16 protein-coding genes and 1 pseudogene are annotated in these 14640 nt (G+C 46.3%); 8 read left to right on the plus strand and 9 right to left on the minus strand.

Annotated elements, in window-relative coordinates; genetic code table 11:
• Positions 1-296: pseudogene (locus tag AC06L3_RS07295) on the plus strand (tryptophan--tRNA ligase); the annotation flags it as partial.
• 21 nt (positions 297-317) lie between these two features.
• A complete protein-coding gene (gene recA, locus AC06L3_RS07300) occupies positions 318-1346 on the plus strand; it encodes a recombinase RecA (RefSeq protein ID WP_475669959.1) in 1029 nt (342 codons plus the stop codon).
• A gap of 196 nt (positions 1347-1542) precedes the next feature.
• Here recA and AC06L3_RS07305 read toward each other — a convergent pair whose 3' ends face one another.
• The 5 genes from AC06L3_RS07305 to AC06L3_RS07325 form a co-directional block, all read right to left on the minus strand.
• Entirely contained in the window at positions 1543-2160 is a 618-nt protein-coding gene (locus tag AC06L3_RS07305; RefSeq protein ID WP_475669960.1) for an RsmD family RNA methyltransferase, read from the minus strand.
• Positions 2161-2181: 21 nt separating this feature from the next.
• Complete coding sequence (locus tag AC06L3_RS07310; RefSeq protein ID WP_475669961.1) at positions 2182-2538, minus strand: DUF3822 family protein; 357 nt, start codon at positions 2536-2538, stop codon at positions 2182-2184.
• A gap of 94 nt (positions 2539-2632) precedes the next feature.
• A complete protein-coding gene (locus AC06L3_RS07315; protein WP_475669962.1) occupies positions 2633-3694 on the minus strand; it encodes an FKBP-type peptidyl-prolyl cis-trans isomerase in 1062 nt (353 codons plus the stop codon).
• Between the two features lie 25 nt (positions 3695-3719).
• Entirely contained in the window at positions 3720-4274 is a 555-nt protein-coding gene (locus tag AC06L3_RS07320) for an FKBP-type peptidyl-prolyl cis-trans isomerase (protein WP_475669963.1), read from the minus strand.
• A 13-nt stretch (positions 4275-4287) separates the two neighbouring features.
• The gene (locus AC06L3_RS07325; RefSeq protein ID WP_475669964.1) at positions 4288-5370 is read right to left on the minus strand and encodes a DHH family phosphoesterase; all 1083 of its coding nucleotides are present in this window, start codon (positions 5368-5370) and stop codon (positions 4288-4290) included.
• A gap of 184 nt (positions 5371-5554) precedes the next feature.
• Between AC06L3_RS07325 and AC06L3_RS07330 the strand changes: the two genes are divergently transcribed.
• Positions 5555-6235 carry a hypothetical protein gene (locus AC06L3_RS07330; protein WP_475669965.1) on the plus strand — a complete coding sequence of 227 codons (681 nt, stop codon included), beginning with the start codon at positions 5555-5557 and terminating at the stop codon, positions 6233-6235.
• 69 nt (positions 6236-6304) lie between these two features.
• On the opposite strand, the gene rfbC is transcribed toward AC06L3_RS07330, so the two are convergent.
• Positions 6305-6871, minus strand: coding sequence for a dTDP-4-dehydrorhamnose 3,5-epimerase (gene rfbC / locus AC06L3_RS07335; RefSeq protein ID WP_475669966.1), 567 nt, complete (start codon positions 6869-6871; stop codon positions 6305-6307).
• 116 nt (positions 6872-6987) lie between these two features.
• Between rfbC and AC06L3_RS07340 the strand changes: the two genes are divergently transcribed.
• Positions 6988-8187 (plus strand): hypothetical protein, encoded by a 1200-nt coding sequence (locus tag AC06L3_RS07340; protein ID WP_475669967.1) that lies wholly within the window; start codon positions 6988-6990, stop codon positions 8185-8187.
• Between the two features lie 8 nt (positions 8188-8195).
• Here AC06L3_RS07340 and AC06L3_RS07345 read toward each other — a convergent pair whose 3' ends face one another.
• Complete coding sequence (locus tag AC06L3_RS07345) at positions 8196-9365, minus strand: DUF6359 domain-containing protein (protein ID WP_475669968.1); 1170 nt, start codon at positions 9363-9365, stop codon at positions 8196-8198.
• Between the two features lie 461 nt (positions 9366-9826).
• Between AC06L3_RS07345 and AC06L3_RS07350 the strand changes: the two genes are divergently transcribed.
• Genes AC06L3_RS07350 through dtd form a run of 3 tightly spaced genes read left to right on the plus strand, consistent with a single transcriptional unit; the run spans position 9827 to position 11458 of the window.
• Positions 9827-10450 (plus strand): hypothetical protein, encoded by a 624-nt coding sequence (locus AC06L3_RS07350; protein ID WP_475669969.1) that lies wholly within the window; start codon positions 9827-9829, stop codon positions 10448-10450.
• An 8-nt stretch (positions 10451-10458) separates the two neighbouring features.
• Positions 10459-10974 carry an MgtC/SapB family protein gene (locus AC06L3_RS07355; RefSeq protein ID WP_475669970.1) on the plus strand — a complete coding sequence of 172 codons (516 nt, stop codon included), beginning with the start codon at positions 10459-10461 and terminating at the stop codon, positions 10972-10974.
• A 31-nt stretch (positions 10975-11005) separates the two neighbouring features.
• A complete protein-coding gene (gene dtd, locus AC06L3_RS07360) occupies positions 11006-11458 on the plus strand; it encodes a D-aminoacyl-tRNA deacylase (protein WP_475669971.1) in 453 nt (150 codons plus the stop codon).
• A 24-nt stretch (positions 11459-11482) separates the two neighbouring features.
• Here dtd and AC06L3_RS07365 read toward each other — a convergent pair whose 3' ends face one another.
• Complete coding sequence (locus AC06L3_RS07365; RefSeq protein ID WP_475669972.1) at positions 11483-12886, minus strand: TlpA family protein disulfide reductase; 1404 nt, start codon at positions 12884-12886, stop codon at positions 11483-11485.
• 115 nt (positions 12887-13001) lie between these two features.
• On the opposite strand from AC06L3_RS07365, the gene AC06L3_RS07370 reads away from it, so the two are divergent.
• Positions 13002-13526, plus strand: a complete 525-nt coding sequence (locus AC06L3_RS07370; RefSeq protein WP_475669973.1) for a flavodoxin — start codon at positions 13002-13004, stop codon at positions 13524-13526.
• Positions 13527-13528: 2 nt separating this feature from the next.
• Here the strand turns inward: AC06L3_RS07370 and AC06L3_RS07375 are convergent, their stop codons facing one another.
• Positions 13529-14209 (minus strand): hypothetical protein, encoded by a 681-nt coding sequence (locus tag AC06L3_RS07375; protein WP_475669974.1) that lies wholly within the window; start codon positions 14207-14209, stop codon positions 13529-13531.
• Positions 14210-14640: the final 431 nt, after the last annotated feature.

A 14640-nucleotide genomic window follows, 5' to 3' on the forward strand; every position in this document is an offset into this window, starting at 1 on the left:
ATCTCGATGCACTCAAGGCTCATTACAGAGCCGGCGGACTCGGCGATGTGAAGGTCAAGAAGTTCCTTTATGCAGTCCTTGAAGAGATGCTTGCTCCTATACGTGAGCGCAGGGCAATGTATGAAAAGGATATAAAGGGAGTTTACTCGATACTTGAGAAAGGCAGCGCAGTTGCACGTGAAACTGCTGAGAAAACGCTCAACGATGTTCGTGAGTCCATGAAGATAAATTACTTTGAGGATTCAGAGCTTATTGAGGCTCAGGACAGAAAGTTCAAGGAAAAAAGTTCCAACTAAACCAATTTAATTTTTATTACTATGGCTAAAGATGTAGATGAAATGGACCTTGGTGTCCAGGAAGGAAAGATGAAAGCCTTGCAAGCCACCCTTGCCAGGATCGAGAAGGATTTTGGTAAAGGTACAATCATGAAACTTGGTGACAAACCTGTATTGGAGGTTCCTGTGATTCCAAGCGGTTCAATTGCTTTGGACCACGCCCTTGGAATAGGAGGTTACCCTAAAGGCAGGGTCATTGAGATTTACGGACCTGAGAGCAGCGGTAAAACAACGCTTGCTATTCACGCAATTGCGCAGGCACAGAAGACCGGCGGAATTGCAGCAATCATAGATGCCGAGCACGCATTTGACAGGACCTATGCAAAGAATCTGGGTGTGAACGTGGATACCTTGCTTATTTCCCAGCCGGATTGCGGTGAGCAGGCACTTGAGATAGCAGATAGCCTTATCCGTTCCGGAGCAATTGACATTATTGTCATTGACTCTGTTGCGGCTCTTACACCAAAGGCGGAGATTGAGGGGGAGATGGGAGATTCAAAGATGGGCCTTCAGGCACGTCTCATGAGCCAGGCTTTGAGGAAGCTCACAGCCAACATAAGCAAGACCAACACTTGCTGCATCTTCATCAATCAGCTTAGGGAGAAACTGGGAGTGATGTTCGGAAATCCTGAGACCACCACCGGTGGGAACGCTCTTAAGTTCTACGCATCAATCCGTCTTGATGTACGCAAGCTTACGCAGTTGAAGGATGGCGATGATGCTACAGGCAACCGTACCCGCGTGAAAGTTGTCAAGAACAAGATGGCTCCTCCTTTCAAGAAGGCGGAGTTCGACATCATTTACGGTGAGGGCATATCAAAGATTGGTGAAATCATTGATATGGGCGTTGAGTTCGAGATTATCAAGAAGAGCGGCAGCTGGTTCAGCTATAACGATGGCAAGCTTGCTCAGGGACGTGATGCAGTGAAGCAGCTTCTGCTTGACAATCCGGAACTGGCGGAGGAGATTGAGGGTCGCATACGCGAACGTCTGGCTTCCGCCGAGGATTAATTTACGCCTGAAGTGGCAGGGGTAAAACAAGAAGGGGGTGGCTTTTCAGTCATCCCCTTTTCAGATGAAGTGCCTCCCGCTTATTTGCGGGTGTGGAAAGGCCTGTTTTGCACCCGGAGTGGTGCCTGAAAGGCTATCGGGGTGTGAAAAGGCCTGTTTTGCACCCGGACGACAAGAGATTGAAACCGCTACGAGGCTACCGTGGTCTGAAGAAGCTGAAGTGTACGTTGCCGTACTTCTTCTCTTTCACGAAAAAGGGGTGTGATTCAAAATTAAACTCCTTTGGGTGCTCCAATATGAAGTAACCGCCTCCCTTGACAAGGCATTTGGAAATATAGCATGGCTCTATCTCCGTTGGACTTCCAGTATAAGAATCTTTTTTATCGGACATACTGTTCATTGGTACACCGAGCACCCTCTCAGGCAGGGTGTCCAGGCCTTCGATGCTGTAGGGCGGATCGGCGAAAACTATATCGAACTGTTTGTTGCACAGCGGAATGAAATCAAACACATTGTGCCTGATTGACTGGATTTTCTTTGATATCCCGAGCATCACCGAAGCTTTCTTTATGAAATTGGCGTGAAGCGGGTTCATTTCAATGCTTATGATATCGTTACAGCCTCTGGAAGCGAATTCATAGCTTATGCTGCCGGTGCCTGAGAACAGGTCGAGCACACTTATGGATTCAAAGTCGAATTCGTTGAGCAGTATATTGAACAGGCCTTCCTTGGCAAAATCCGTGGTAGGTCTTGCCGAAAAGCCATTTGGCGGCACTATTGTCTTTCCTCTGAGTTCTCCTCCTATTATTCTCATTGACTCAATATATACAAATGATCAAACTGCCGCAAATACAAAGTCCTTGAAATAAGTGCGAATGAGTTTCTCGTCAACTTTCTCCCTGAAACCGAGGCAGTGGACTATGGTCTGCTGGGGATTTACCTGTGACTGCTGAAGGGCAAGCAGGAGATAATAGAGGATTGAAACACTATCGTCTGTGGAAAATGAATTTACAAGGAGAAGCCTCTCTCCTGTTGCAAAAGTGACATAGGTTCTGCTGTCCTTGCAGCTTATGAGAAGCTTGTTGTAGTCCTTGATTAGTTCCAGCTTGGAAAGAAGTATTTCAAAAATGTGCTGAAGGCCTTCACCGTCCGGCTCGTATGAGAGAACCATATCGTACTGAGGTATGTCCACGCTGATGCAACTGCATCCGGGATACACTTGAAAAAAATACGAAGTATCCTGGAATTGCGCTGGAACGCACAGGTATCTGCCGGTGAAGCTGGCCTTAATCATCACTATCCTCTACGTATATATCAAAGAAAAGCATTGAATATGTAGGGACACCTGAACTTCCGGACATTGTTCCCTTTGATCCGTATCCCCACTGTGAACCGAAGAAGGTGATGCCGTGGTCTCCATATGTAAGGTGCTTCAATGCCTTTGCAAAGCCTGGAATCAGTTTGTCGGAGTCACCACCGCTGGATGACAACGAACTTGATTCATAAGCTGCCTGGCCGGATGCGTAGGTGTATGTGGACATTTCCTGATATGTTGATTCGTATGTTACGGAAAGTGCGTCGTACGAATTGGATGCATCGTAAATGTCGTACTTTCTTGCTGTGTCGGCAATGTTGGTATCGAATACATAGCCGTCGAGCAGTTTGCCAACGTAACGGATTTTCGCAGTTTTGCCCTGCTTGATCGTATCCTCCTGGGTGCCTGAAACCTTCTTGAAGTAGAACGCTTCAACTTCCGGATCCTTGATGTCAAAGCGTCTTGCGTATGACCTCAGGGAATCGTTCTGGTATTCGGTGAGATCGGTTATTACGGTCAGCATCTTTATGTCATACATAAGGTTCACACCGCTGTTCTCCGACTTGTTCTGGCCGCTTGCATAATAGTCGAAGTATGAAAGCCAAGGTGGTAATATGACCTTTATCCTGCCACCCTCCCTCATTCTGCACAATGCTTCGGAGAAACCAAGCTGCTCTGAACCATATCCTGCGGTATGGAATCTTGGTCCGTAATAATTCCCGCTGTTGTACATTCCAAGTTCCTTTGCAAGTTCCTTATCCTGGCTCTCCAGGCAGGAATTGTCCAGATCCCATACATTCGTTATGGTGTATGCCGCTTTCTCCCACTCCATCTGAGCGCCTGTGCCCGGCTCCTCTTCAAGAACCACCAGACCGGACGAGGTTATTTCCGCACCGGGACAATATACTTCAACATAGGCGTCAAGTATTCTCTTCTGAACATCGTCATTGGACCTTTCCGCTTCTTTTGCACACTGCGAAGCAGCAAGGACCATGAACACTGCCGCCAAGCAATAAATGAATTTTCTGTACATATATATTCTACTCTTTTTCAAGTTGTCAGTTCTTGATCACATTTTCTACAACTATGTCGTAAAACAGAGGACTCAGCTTGGGGACTCCGTAAACCACAGTGTTGTAGAAACCATATTTTGCAGAAAAGAAGATATAGCAATGCTCTCCTTTCCTCACACCTTTCAACCCTTCGGCCAGACCTTCTATCAAAGGGGTGCTTCCCAGACAGATTCTTTCAGGTGCCTTTCCGGCAGGAAAGAAAGTTGTATCGTTAACCATAATGGTATCGTTCGTTGCAAAAAGTGTGCCCGGACCGCCGCTGAATATGTATCCGGAGTAAATGAAGTGCAGGCTGTCCCCGTCCTGCGCCTCTTCACCGCTTCCTTCCTCAACAACGGCCCTTACAATCCCTTCGTGCCTTTCAATCCTGTAATCCATTCCGGCCAGACTGTTCACAAAGCTCTCTATGGCCTTGTCCTGACTTGCGATGGTGGATTTCAAGTCCTCCTTCTGACAGGAGAACACAGCTGAGGACACTGCAATGACTGCAAGCACCCATATCATTGAATCCGCATTCCTTATAGCCTCCTTGACTTTCATTTACGCATCAACGTTAATTTTCAATTTCCATCTGACCTATGTATTCCGCAAGACATTTGAAGAAATAATTCTTAATGTCCTTGAAAGGAATATCCTGAATCCTGCCGCCCGCCGCTCTTGGATGGCCACCTCCATTGAAATATTTCGCTGCAAATGCATTCACAACGAAATTGCCTTTGGAACGCAGCGACACCCTTGTCATATATTTCCCTTCAGTAAAGAATGCGCTTATCATTACATCCTTTATTGCAAGCGGCATGTTCACAACTCCTTCCGTATCACCGTCCTTGAAGTCGAAATTCTCCTGCTGTTCCCTTGACAGGGTCATGCAGGCAGCCTTGAGAGCATAGTTCACCTTCATATTGCTGCCGGTGAGATATCCTATGAGCCTGATTCTGTTCTCTCTATAGGAATTGAACACAGACCATTGGATGGCCTCGCTGTCAACACCCATTTCAAGCAGGAGAGCCGCCATCCTGTGAGTTGAAGGAAATACGGAGTTGTCAAAATTATTCGTATCCGTCATCATGCCTGTGTACAGACTCACAGCCTGAGGTATGGTCATCTCTTTCCTTTTCCCACCGGCGATGGTAATTGATTCATTCATTGCCCTTATGAGCCAGAATGTAAGCTCGCTCGCACTCGATATTTCAGTTTCCTGCAGAATGAAATTGAAATCCTGCTCCTGAGGATGCGGGTGGTGGTCAATGAGCAATCTTGGCACAGAAACGCTTCTGAGCACCTCCGCAAGATTGTCAATTCTGTGCAAGGCATTGAAATCCATGCATATAACCAGATCCGCCTTTTGAACCAGCTCTGCACAGAGTTCAGGTTCCTTGTCAAATTCCACCAAAGCGCCGGCCTTGTGCACGGCGTTCTTTTTATTGAATAGGAATCTGAGGAAATCAGGAACCTTGCCGGGAACTAACACGTTTGCCTCAATGCCCATATCCTCCAGATAGTGAAACATGGCGCCTGTGCATCCCAGACAGTCCCCGTCGGGGTTGGCATGGCCCACAAGCACAACCCTTCCGGCACTTTGGATATAACCAAGGAACTTTTCGGTGCTTGCTTTGCTCACTATATTCAACTCCATATAATTATGCAAATTAATTCAAACTTCAAAATTAAGACTTACAAATTACATTTCCTACAACTGTATCAAAGTTTTGCACCGCTCCAACTTTTTACAACGAAAAGGCAAAATTTGTTTGAAAGGAAAGATTTAATTGTTAAATTTGCGTGTTAGAATTGAATAATTATAAAAAATCAAATATTAAATGAAAAAGATTATCACTTTCATCGTACTCCCTATCATCATAGTACTGTTGGGATACGCAATCTACGCCAGCATTGAATCGCCGGTAAAATTCAACAAACAGAAAGAGAAAAGAGAAGCTGTGGGTATCCAGAGGCTCAAGGACATCAGAACACTTCAGGTTGCCTTCAAGAGCAAGTTTGCAAGATTCGCTCCTTCAGTTGACTCTCTTATCTGGTTCTACAACGAGGGCACAATCCTCATTTCAAAGCAGATCGGTTCAAATGATGACTCTCTTGCAGTAGATAACACAGCAAAGATCAAGAAGAAAAATCCAAAGATCACTCCTGAGCAGATGATGGCTCTTTACGAGCAGGGTGAGAATCTCGTTTTCAAGATTGACAAGGACGTTCCTGTAAAGGATACATTGTTCAATGACCGTCAGAATTTTGTTGTTGATTCACTCAGAAACATTCCTTTCTGCGGTGAGCCTGTTATCCTGAATGCAACAATCAAGCAGGTTTCCGGTGTTGATGTTCCTTTGTTCGAGGCTTGTATGCCATACAAGTCACTCCTCGTAGGACTTGAGCCTCGTCAGCTTATCATCAATATTGTAGCTGAAAGAAATACACAGGGCAGATATCCTGGCCTCAAGGTTGGTAGCATTGACGCTCCTAACAACAACGCAGGTAACTGGGAGTAATATTTCAGACAAGCATATATTTCAAGGGGGCTGATTTTTAGTCAGCCCCCTTGATGTTTACATAAGGAACTAGAATTCTATCACGCTGTCCTTCAAGAGGGGACGGACCTGGTCTTTCGGAGATATGATGGCGTTTTCAAGAGAAATCTTCCAGTCTATCGCCAGTGAAGGATCTGAAAGCTGAATGCCGGAGTCGGCTTCAGAGTGGAAGAATTCATCGCATTTGTACTGGAAAAGGGCCTTTTCGGAGAGAACGGAGAAACCATGGGCAAAGCCTTTGGGAATGAAGAGCTGCCTGTGGTTCTCAGCGGAAAGTTCAATTGCACGGTGCTGAAGATAGGTTGGTGAATTGCGCCTGAGGTCAACGGCAACGTCCAAAACCTTGCCAAGAACGCATCTTACTATCTTGCTTTGGGCATAAGGCGGGCGCTGGAAATGCAGGCCGCGGATAACGCCGTAGGATGAGAGGCTCTCATTGTCCTGAACGAAATTGATGCTGTGACCATAAAGCGGAATTGAAACGAGTCTGTCGAAATCGCGTTGTGAGAACGATTCAAAGAAATAACCTCTGCTGTCTTGAAAAACCTTTGGCTCAATTATGAGCAACCCCTGTATTCCGGTTTCTACTATCTCCATTTTAGTGTCTGATAAGTCCCGGTCAAGTAGCCGGGCTATGAAAAATCTTTACAAAAGTAGTGAAATATAGCGTGAAATACTTTATTTTTGTTAAACGGAACAAATGATTATTGAATATGAATGCGGAACTTATTGATAAATTCTACTCTGAACTTGATGAACGTTCAAAACAGACTCTTGACACTGCAATAGAAAAAGTGATTGCCGCAAAGAAACGCGGAGGAAAATTCGTTGTTGTTACGGGAAGCGGTCCCAATATCCACGAGGGAGTTACCACCTTGATAGCAGTGCTTATCAATAAGGGAATAGTTGATGGAGTTACAACAAGTTCTGCGGTTGTGAACCACGAAATGGGAGGCACTCTTGACAGAGTGAAGATGTGTCCGGCCTCGCAGTTCGGTTTCGAGGAGGAGAGAATGCCAAGGGGCAATGTGTTCGAGTTCACCGATATGACCGACGAGCAGCTTGAGGAACTTTCAAAGGAGATGATTCTTGACAAGAAATTGCTTGCAAAGAGGCACAATGCAGAAGGTCACGTTATAATAAAGGCGGCCGCAAACATGGCTTATCCTATGGGTCTGAGGACTGAAATGCTGGCTGATGAAATTCATTCAATATGCCGTCAGACAGGTCTGCCTTTCGAGACCGTAGCCGGATGGGGCTGCGATGAGCGTACGATGCTTGGTGCCGGTGCAGCCAAGGGCGTACCTGTACTCGTTACCATACCTCAGTTGGTTGGTGGCGGTCACGTTGGTCTTGCCGTTGCAGACAGTATTCCTGTTGCCCAGCGCTCAAGACGCATAGCGGCTCTTATGGGAAGCGCCGATGTTATTCTTGAATCCGCTGTTGCTCTCACCCAGGAGATACACGATGGTCCGTTCGAGACCTATACAGGTCACGGAATCTGGAGCTGGTGGCAGAAGCAGCCGGTTTACAGCTTGAAGGAGAAGACTCTCATCAGGTTTGACCTTGATGAGAATCTCCGCAAGGCTCAGGACCTGCAGAAACAGAGCGCAATGATTCAGGAGGCAATCAACAAGGGACTTCCTAAGACCAAGATATCCAAGATTCCTTTCAGAATGGAAATGTCTGCATTCGCCCGTCACGAGGGCAGTCTTCCTGTAATTGGTGATATAGGAATGATATGGCCTGTATTTGCAAAGAGGGTTGCCGACGCTCTGGGCATCAAGCTTGATTTCATGAGCTACAAGCAGGAAACTCCCGACGGCAAGGCAATGCGGGAGTGGATTGTTGAGAACATCAAGCCATTCTCACGCGCCAGAATGCAGGCTCATCTGAGCGGTACCAAGTTCTGATTCCCTGGCTATTGGATGATTTCGCAGGCTTTGGTGCCTTTCATTCCTATGTAACCGAAGTACTGCTCCACTATTGTACCTGTTACGGTTATGGCGCTGCCAACAAGGTGCGGATGTACTACCAGATTCAGCGCATCCCTCACCGCACCGCTGGGCAGTTCTATTGCAAAACAGTTGTTCCTGTATCTCTCACTCATCGATGGCGCAAGAAGCAGATTGCTGCTTATTGAGAACGGAGGGCCTGTGCGGAAAGAGCTCTCCTTTAAATCACCGCCCAGAATATATCCAAAGACAGTAATGTTTCTTTGACCTACTTTCTCTTTTGCCTGTTCTATGGTCAGTGCTCCTTCAGGAATGATGCTCCCGGGATTGTACCTGTCTGTGTACCAGTTCCTTGTTGTATCAATCCTGATTGAGAAACTGGACTTTGTAGTGTTCTCCGACCATTCGAAATTGAAGCTGAGCATATCAGCCGCATTCAGATTACGGCTGAACAACAGCGTGTCAGAAGCTTGAAGAAAGCGGTCATTACCCGTTGCGGCGGACTTGCGTCTAAAATAGAAGTCAACGGTTCCGGGATTCACATAGCAGAAACGCTTCTCGGCATACGCATATTGTATACCACCTGCAATGTCCTGCAGGAACAGACCAATGCCTGGAAAGTGCTTCTTGAAATCTTCGGAGAAATTGACTTTTATGCCGGAGTTCATTTGCCTGCATAACAATTCTACAGTGAAGGTTTTACCTTTTTCAATCACAATGTCCTGTGAATCACCAACAATCTCATTGTCAAATTCGGGTGATCCCATTTCCTTTGATACCAGCCTTACATTATAACATCCGCTGCTTACCGTGAATGATTCAGGCCTTTTGCCATACTTTCCGTCATAGACTTTACTGCCATCCTGCGAATAAATGCTCAGAATGAAATTGCTGGTGTCCATTCCTGTAAGTGACAGGGTCTTGGACCCTTCCTTGAAGTGGCGATGATTCCCATCCGAAACGGCAGGGTCGTGGATTCTTACGGAAAAGCATCCGCTCCCGGTAATTTTTTCTTTTTCTGATTCCGAGCCGGCTCCGTTGTTTTCAGCAGGCATTTTGGCACAGTTCGCCATCATTGTGCATGATATGATGCACAATGACGCATAATTGATGAATCTCTTTCTCATAATCTCCATATCTTCACTCAAGTTTCGCAAGTATTTAATTTATTACTTTTCAAGAACTTGCGGGAGGTTTGCGAAACTTCTTCCCTCCGCACTTTCCTGGTGTTTAACCCTCTCCCTAAATCCCTCAGTCAAAAAGTAACACTTTTTGGCTGAACTTGAACTTTAACCCCCGCTGCACATGGCAGCTGCCCCAGGGGCATTGCGCTTCCACTGCGTTTCAGCGGGCACCTTAAGGTGCCTTGGCTAGTCAGGGACTTTTCCATCGGCATAAATGCCTCTAAAATAGGAATGTACGCACAAATATAGTGCAGGACAGTGTAGCCACTACCAGATTACACGTTTATAAACGTTTATAAACGTGTAAATGAGGCAACTGCAATTTTTGTATGAAAATCAATCACAATTTTTCGTAAATTTGGGAAATGGATAAAAACAGAACTATGAACCGACTTTTTAAATTTATTGCTTGTATGGCTATTGCTTCAGGAATTATGGGATGCGCTGGAAACAAAACAGACTTCTGGACAGGCGTTCTTGACAAATACGCACAGGATAACAGCGTTGACAGGATACTGCTCGTCAAATGCGGTGACGGCTACAAGGCTTTCGCCGAGTATTACACAAAAGTTGAGGGCAAATGGGAACTCCAGGAATCAGGCACTGCGGACATTGGAAAGAACGGCCTGGGCAAGACCATAGACGGTGACATGAAAACACCTGAGGGCGAGTTCGGCTTCTGGCAGGCTTACGGAATACTTCCGAACCCTGGAACGGATTTCGAGTATATAGACGTTACAGACAGTATCTGGGCCTGCGAAGATGAGGGTGAGAACTACAACCGCATAGTTGACATAGACACTGTAGGTCATGCCGTGAACGGTGAGCACATGATAGAAGTGGCGCCGGACTACAACTACGGCCTGCATATAAATTACAATCCAAATCACGAGTACCCGCTGGGAAATTCAATATTCCTGCATTGCAAAGGCAAACTCCCTTATACATTCGGTTGTGTTGCCGTTGACGAGCCTTTCATGAAAAGAATGCTTACAGACAAGGGGACAGCATTCAAAATCTGCATTTATCACGAGTAGCATGTATTATGGAAATCACTGAAACAACAGCACTTATAAGGATAGGGGTGAGCCTTGTGCTCGGGTTGAGCATTGGCATTGAGAGGGAACGTCACAAGCATCAGGCAGGTGTCCGTACCTTCACACTGGTATGCATCGGTTCAACGCTTGCCATGCTGGTCTCAATTTATATCTGCCAGCAGAATCTGAACCTGCTCAATGGTGACCCCGGACGAATCGCCGCCCAGGTGCTTACCGGTGTGGGATTCATTGGCGCAGGTCTTATCATGCAGAACAAGGATGGTATTTCAGGCCTTACAACCGCCGCTACTGTATTCACCACCGCTATCATAGGTCTGGCAGCAGGAGCAGGTATGCTGCTGGTTGCAACAGCGGTTACGGTGATTGTCCTTGCTGTTCTTATGCTATCGGCAGTGAAGAAATATGAGAAAACAAGGCAGACAGCCAAGCTCGGCGGCAAGAAGGAGGACTCTCGGAAAGAGGAGGAAACGATCTGTGAGGAAGGCTGGCGCGATGATGACTGAGGCTGCCTGAAAATAAAGGAAAGATTCAGAAATGAGACTGGTTATTCAAAGAGTGAGAGAGGCCTCCGTTACAATAGACGGCCAGCTGCATTCTGCAATTGGCTCAGGACTGTTCATATTGGTTGGCGTTGAGATTGGTGACACCGAGGCCGACGCACAGTGGCTGGCTTCCAAGACAGCTGGAATGCGTATTTTCGATGATGAGAACGGAGTGATGAACCTTAGCGTTGTGGATGCCGGAGGAGAACTTCTGGCCGTTTCCCAGTTCACGCTCACCGCCTCCACCAGAAAAGGAAACCGGCCATCCTACATAAGGGCAGCCGGTCACGAGCTTGCTGTTCCGCTTTATGAAAAATACTGCGAGCTGCTTTCAATTGCGGCCCAAAGGCCTGTGAAGCAGGGAGTTTTCGGAGCCGATATGAAATGCTCCATTCTTAATGACGGCCCTGTCACCATCATAATTGACTCCAGACTCCGCGAATAATTTTCCGCAGCGGTAGTATTGAAACTATTCCCCTGCAATCGCCTTGTCAAGGATTTCAATGATTTTCTTATCTGAAGGACGTGCAGCGTCGCCGTCATATATTCTGCCATCCTTGTCAACTATGATGAAGCGAGGGATGTAGCGTATGTTCATCTTCTCTCCGAAGTCCTTGTGGCAGCTCTCATCAAGCCAGTACTGAGCCCATTCAGGCTTCTCCTCGCTTATCATCTTCACCCAATCCTCCTTGTCCCTGTCAACGGAAACGCTGAGAATCATAATGTTGTCATTGCCCTTGTAATGCTTTGCCAATTCAGCAAGATGAGGTATCTCGCCGCGGCAAGGACCGCACCAGGTTGCCCATACATCTATATATAGCACTTTGCCAAAGAACGAGGAGAGCTTGGTTGTGGAACCATCGATGGTGGATAATTCAGTATCCGGGAGAGGGTTGCCCTTGGTTGTGGCCTTGAAGGCTTCATACATGCCGGTATATTTCTCAACCAGTTTGCTGTCCTCAGGAACAAAGGCTTTCAAACGCTCCATGAAAGCGTAATACTGCTCATCGTTGGCCTCCTTGAGGCTGTTGAACACCATCTCAGCCATATCGCTTGCTACAAGTTTTCTTGTCTTGGCATAAGTGATGTTTTTGTCGCAATCATCAATGAATGCCTGCACTGATTCAATCCTGACATTATCCTCGTTCTCATTGAAATCCTTTGAGAATTTCCAACTGATCCATCTGGAAATCATAGGGGCTGTGATTGCGTATGGGTCATTGGGATCAATGGACTCAATTATTGAGTTGTACTCAGGAACCTCGGCCGGTTCAACATGCTGTGCATAGCTCCGTGTCTCAATCAGCACGGCTTTGATGAAATTACCCATGAGGTCTGCAAAATGAGTGAAATGCTTATCGAGATCAGCTGCATGCTTTGCTCTGAACAATGAATCGTTCCTGTTGAGGAGCGCAAGGTTTCCGGCAAAATCCGCATTGGGGTCATACCTGTCAAGACCGTACTGCCCAAAGTAGCAATAAGTGTTGTAGAAGTCAGTGAATATTCGGCTTTCTTTTTCTGTATTGCCAATATATTCAACTGAATACTTGCCTTCGGACTCTTTGGTGAACTTCATCCTGAGGGTGTCAAGCGCATTGATTCTTGCTCCGTGAACATCCTCGTCGGCGGCAACGCCAAGGTCAACGAAATTCTCAACGCTGTCAATCTTGAACTCAAACTTGCCGTTCACGACTTCCGGCGTGATGTAATTTGTCCTTTCTCCCACCTGGTACGTGAGAATCACAACTTTTGCGCTGTCATTGTCAACTTCTCCAAGAAGCACAACGGGACCGCAGACTTTCCTTTCATTCGAACATGAAGCGAGCGCCAGAACCGCGAGCGCTGCAATCATCAGTTTTTTAATAGTTTTCATATTGTGTGGTAATTATTTTTGCATTCTGCATATACTGGTAGTACAGCCGGAACAAATTTAGATACTTTTTTTTGAAATAATGGGTAACTTTACAGAAAGAAATATTTTTGATTCAATGAAACACGTTATTTTACTTTTTGCTATGATTATGGCTAGCGCATGTACAAACAATGAGAAAACCCTTGTGGCATATTTCTCGGCCACGGGTACAACCGAAGCTGTTGCTCAGAGAATTTCTGAAGCGGACAATGCTGAACTGTTCAAGATTGAGCCGTCCGTTCCTTACACGGAGGCTGACCTTGACTGGCGTGACAGTACCTCACGCAGCAGCGTGGAAATGAAGGATCTTTCGTCCCGTCCTGCCATTGCAAGGAAGATTGAGAATCCGGAATCATACAGCAAGGTATATGTAGGCTTCCCAATATGGTGGTACACGGCACCTACCATCATCAATACATTCTTTGAGGAGAATGATCTTGCCGGCAAGACTGTCATCCTTTTCGCCACTTCCGGCAGCAGCGATATAGCCAAAGCCTGTGATGACCTCCGCAAGGCATACCCTGAACTTGACATCCGCTCAGCCAGGCTGCTCAACAATGCCACGGATGCAGACATTTCCGCCTTTGTGAAAGGTCTCTAACGCTACTTTGCAATATAGGCGTCTATTCTGTCTATTGTGCTTTTTACACTGGCGATAGTCTCGGAACTATTGAACATGTAAAGGAAGCGCTGGATTTCTCTGAGGAACTGTTTGCCTTCTTTTGAGGAACTTATGAGGCCCCATAGTTCTTCTGCACTGATATTGTCCCTTGACAGCAGTTCCGTGACTTTGCTGTTCATTGCCGGTTCAAGATATTGTTTCTTGTGCTCGTGGAACATCTTGAAGAAGGTGAGATAATCCCTCATTTGTCCGTATGCCCGGAAAATCTCGAGTGCCAGTTCCTGGTCATCTATCTTTGCCAGCACTCCGGAATTCTTGAGCAGTTCGAACGCATCGGTGTAAAAGGATAGTTCGTACTGCATCAACGGGACGTTGGCTTCCATCATGAGACTGTCCGCGGGCGCTTTGCTGTAATCGTTTTCATATCTGGCAAGGAAATCTGCGGCTTCAACCTGCCTGTTCAGGACTGAATCTCCGTAATCAATCCATTGCAGGTCCTCCTTCAATTCACTTGAAACGAGTTCAAGGCAACTCTTGAGGTTCCTGACTTCCTTGTTCCTCTCAATTATTGCGTTTCCTCCGAAAGTTATGATAATACCCAGCACAACGGCCAGGAAATTCAATATGAATGCGTTGCGCAAATCCTTGTGTTCCTTTTTCATGTCCGGTTTCATTGTGTTCAAATATCTGGTGCTAAATTACTTCCATTCGTATACATTTGCAAATCCTTTTCAGTGCGAGGTCCTCTACCCAAACTTTCTCTGCTTGATTACGGTCGGCTGTTCATTCTTTCCGCAAGTCTTCGCTTTCCAGCACGCATTCGGACACGTTTTTCTTAAAAAATCTGTCCGCTTTTCAATGTTTTGATATTCGTTTGTATGCGTCAGGCAGTTCATCTGAAAAATTCCGCCTTTCCGTGGCGGAATTTTTCATATTCCACTGCCTGCCGCCACATTCGGTCACATTCCTGCATCTATATATGCTGCCATTCGCACGCTTTACACCTGATTTGGTCTCTTTTTTCCTCAAGACGTGCTCGTTTTGCTTTCTGCCTTCATTTTGTCCACAAATGGCCATGATTTGTGGACAAACA

This window comes from Candidatus Egerieousia sp., assembly GCF_056211015.1.

What these genes read in the sequence shown, in the direction of transcription:
- recA (WP_475669959.1), top strand. Translation starts at nt 318, where the DNA reads ATGGCTAAAGATGTAGATGAAATGGACCTTGGTGTCCAGGAAGGAAAG.
- AC06L3_RS07305 (WP_475669960.1), bottom strand. Translation starts at nt 2,160, where the DNA reads ATGAGAATAATAGGAGGAGAACTCAGAGGAAAGACAATAGTGCCGCCA.
- AC06L3_RS07315 (WP_475669962.1), bottom strand. Translation starts at nt 3,694, where the DNA reads ATGTACAGAAAATTCATTTATTGCTTGGCGGCAGTGTTCATGGTCCTT.
- AC06L3_RS07320 (WP_475669963.1), bottom strand. Translation starts at nt 4,274, where the DNA reads ATGAAAGTCAAGGAGGCTATAAGGAATGCGGATTCAATGATATGGGTG.
- AC06L3_RS07325 (WP_475669964.1), bottom strand. Translation starts at nt 5,370, where the DNA reads ATGGAGTTGAATATAGTGAGCAAAGCAAGCACCGAAAAGTTCCTTGGT.
- AC06L3_RS07330 (WP_475669965.1), top strand. Translation starts at nt 5,555, where the DNA reads ATGAAAAAGATTATCACTTTCATCGTACTCCCTATCATCATAGTACTG.
- rfbC (WP_475669966.1), bottom strand. Translation starts at nt 6,871, where the DNA reads ATGGAGATAGTAGAAACCGGAATACAGGGGTTGCTCATAATTGAGCCA.
- AC06L3_RS07340 (WP_475669967.1), top strand. Translation starts at nt 6,988, where the DNA reads ATGAATGCGGAACTTATTGATAAATTCTACTCTGAACTTGATGAACGT.
- AC06L3_RS07345 (WP_475669968.1), bottom strand. Translation starts at nt 9,365, where the DNA reads ATGGAGATTATGAGAAAGAGATTCATCAATTATGCGTCATTGTGCATC.
- AC06L3_RS07350 (WP_475669969.1), top strand. Translation starts at nt 9,827, where the DNA reads ATGGCTATTGCTTCAGGAATTATGGGATGCGCTGGAAACAAAACAGAC.
- AC06L3_RS07355 (WP_475669970.1), top strand. Translation starts at nt 10,459, where the DNA reads ATGGAAATCACTGAAACAACAGCACTTATAAGGATAGGGGTGAGCCTT.
- dtd (WP_475669971.1), top strand. Translation starts at nt 11,006, where the DNA reads ATGAGACTGGTTATTCAAAGAGTGAGAGAGGCCTCCGTTACAATAGAC.
- AC06L3_RS07365 (WP_475669972.1), bottom strand. Translation starts at nt 12,886, where the DNA reads ATGAAAACTATTAAAAAACTGATGATTGCAGCGCTCGCGGTTCTGGCG.
- AC06L3_RS07370 (WP_475669973.1), top strand. Translation starts at nt 13,002, where the DNA reads ATGAAACACGTTATTTTACTTTTTGCTATGATTATGGCTAGCGCATGT.
- AC06L3_RS07375 (WP_475669974.1), bottom strand. Translation starts at nt 14,209, where the DNA reads ATGAAAAAGGAACACAAGGATTTGCGCAACGCATTCATATTGAATTTC.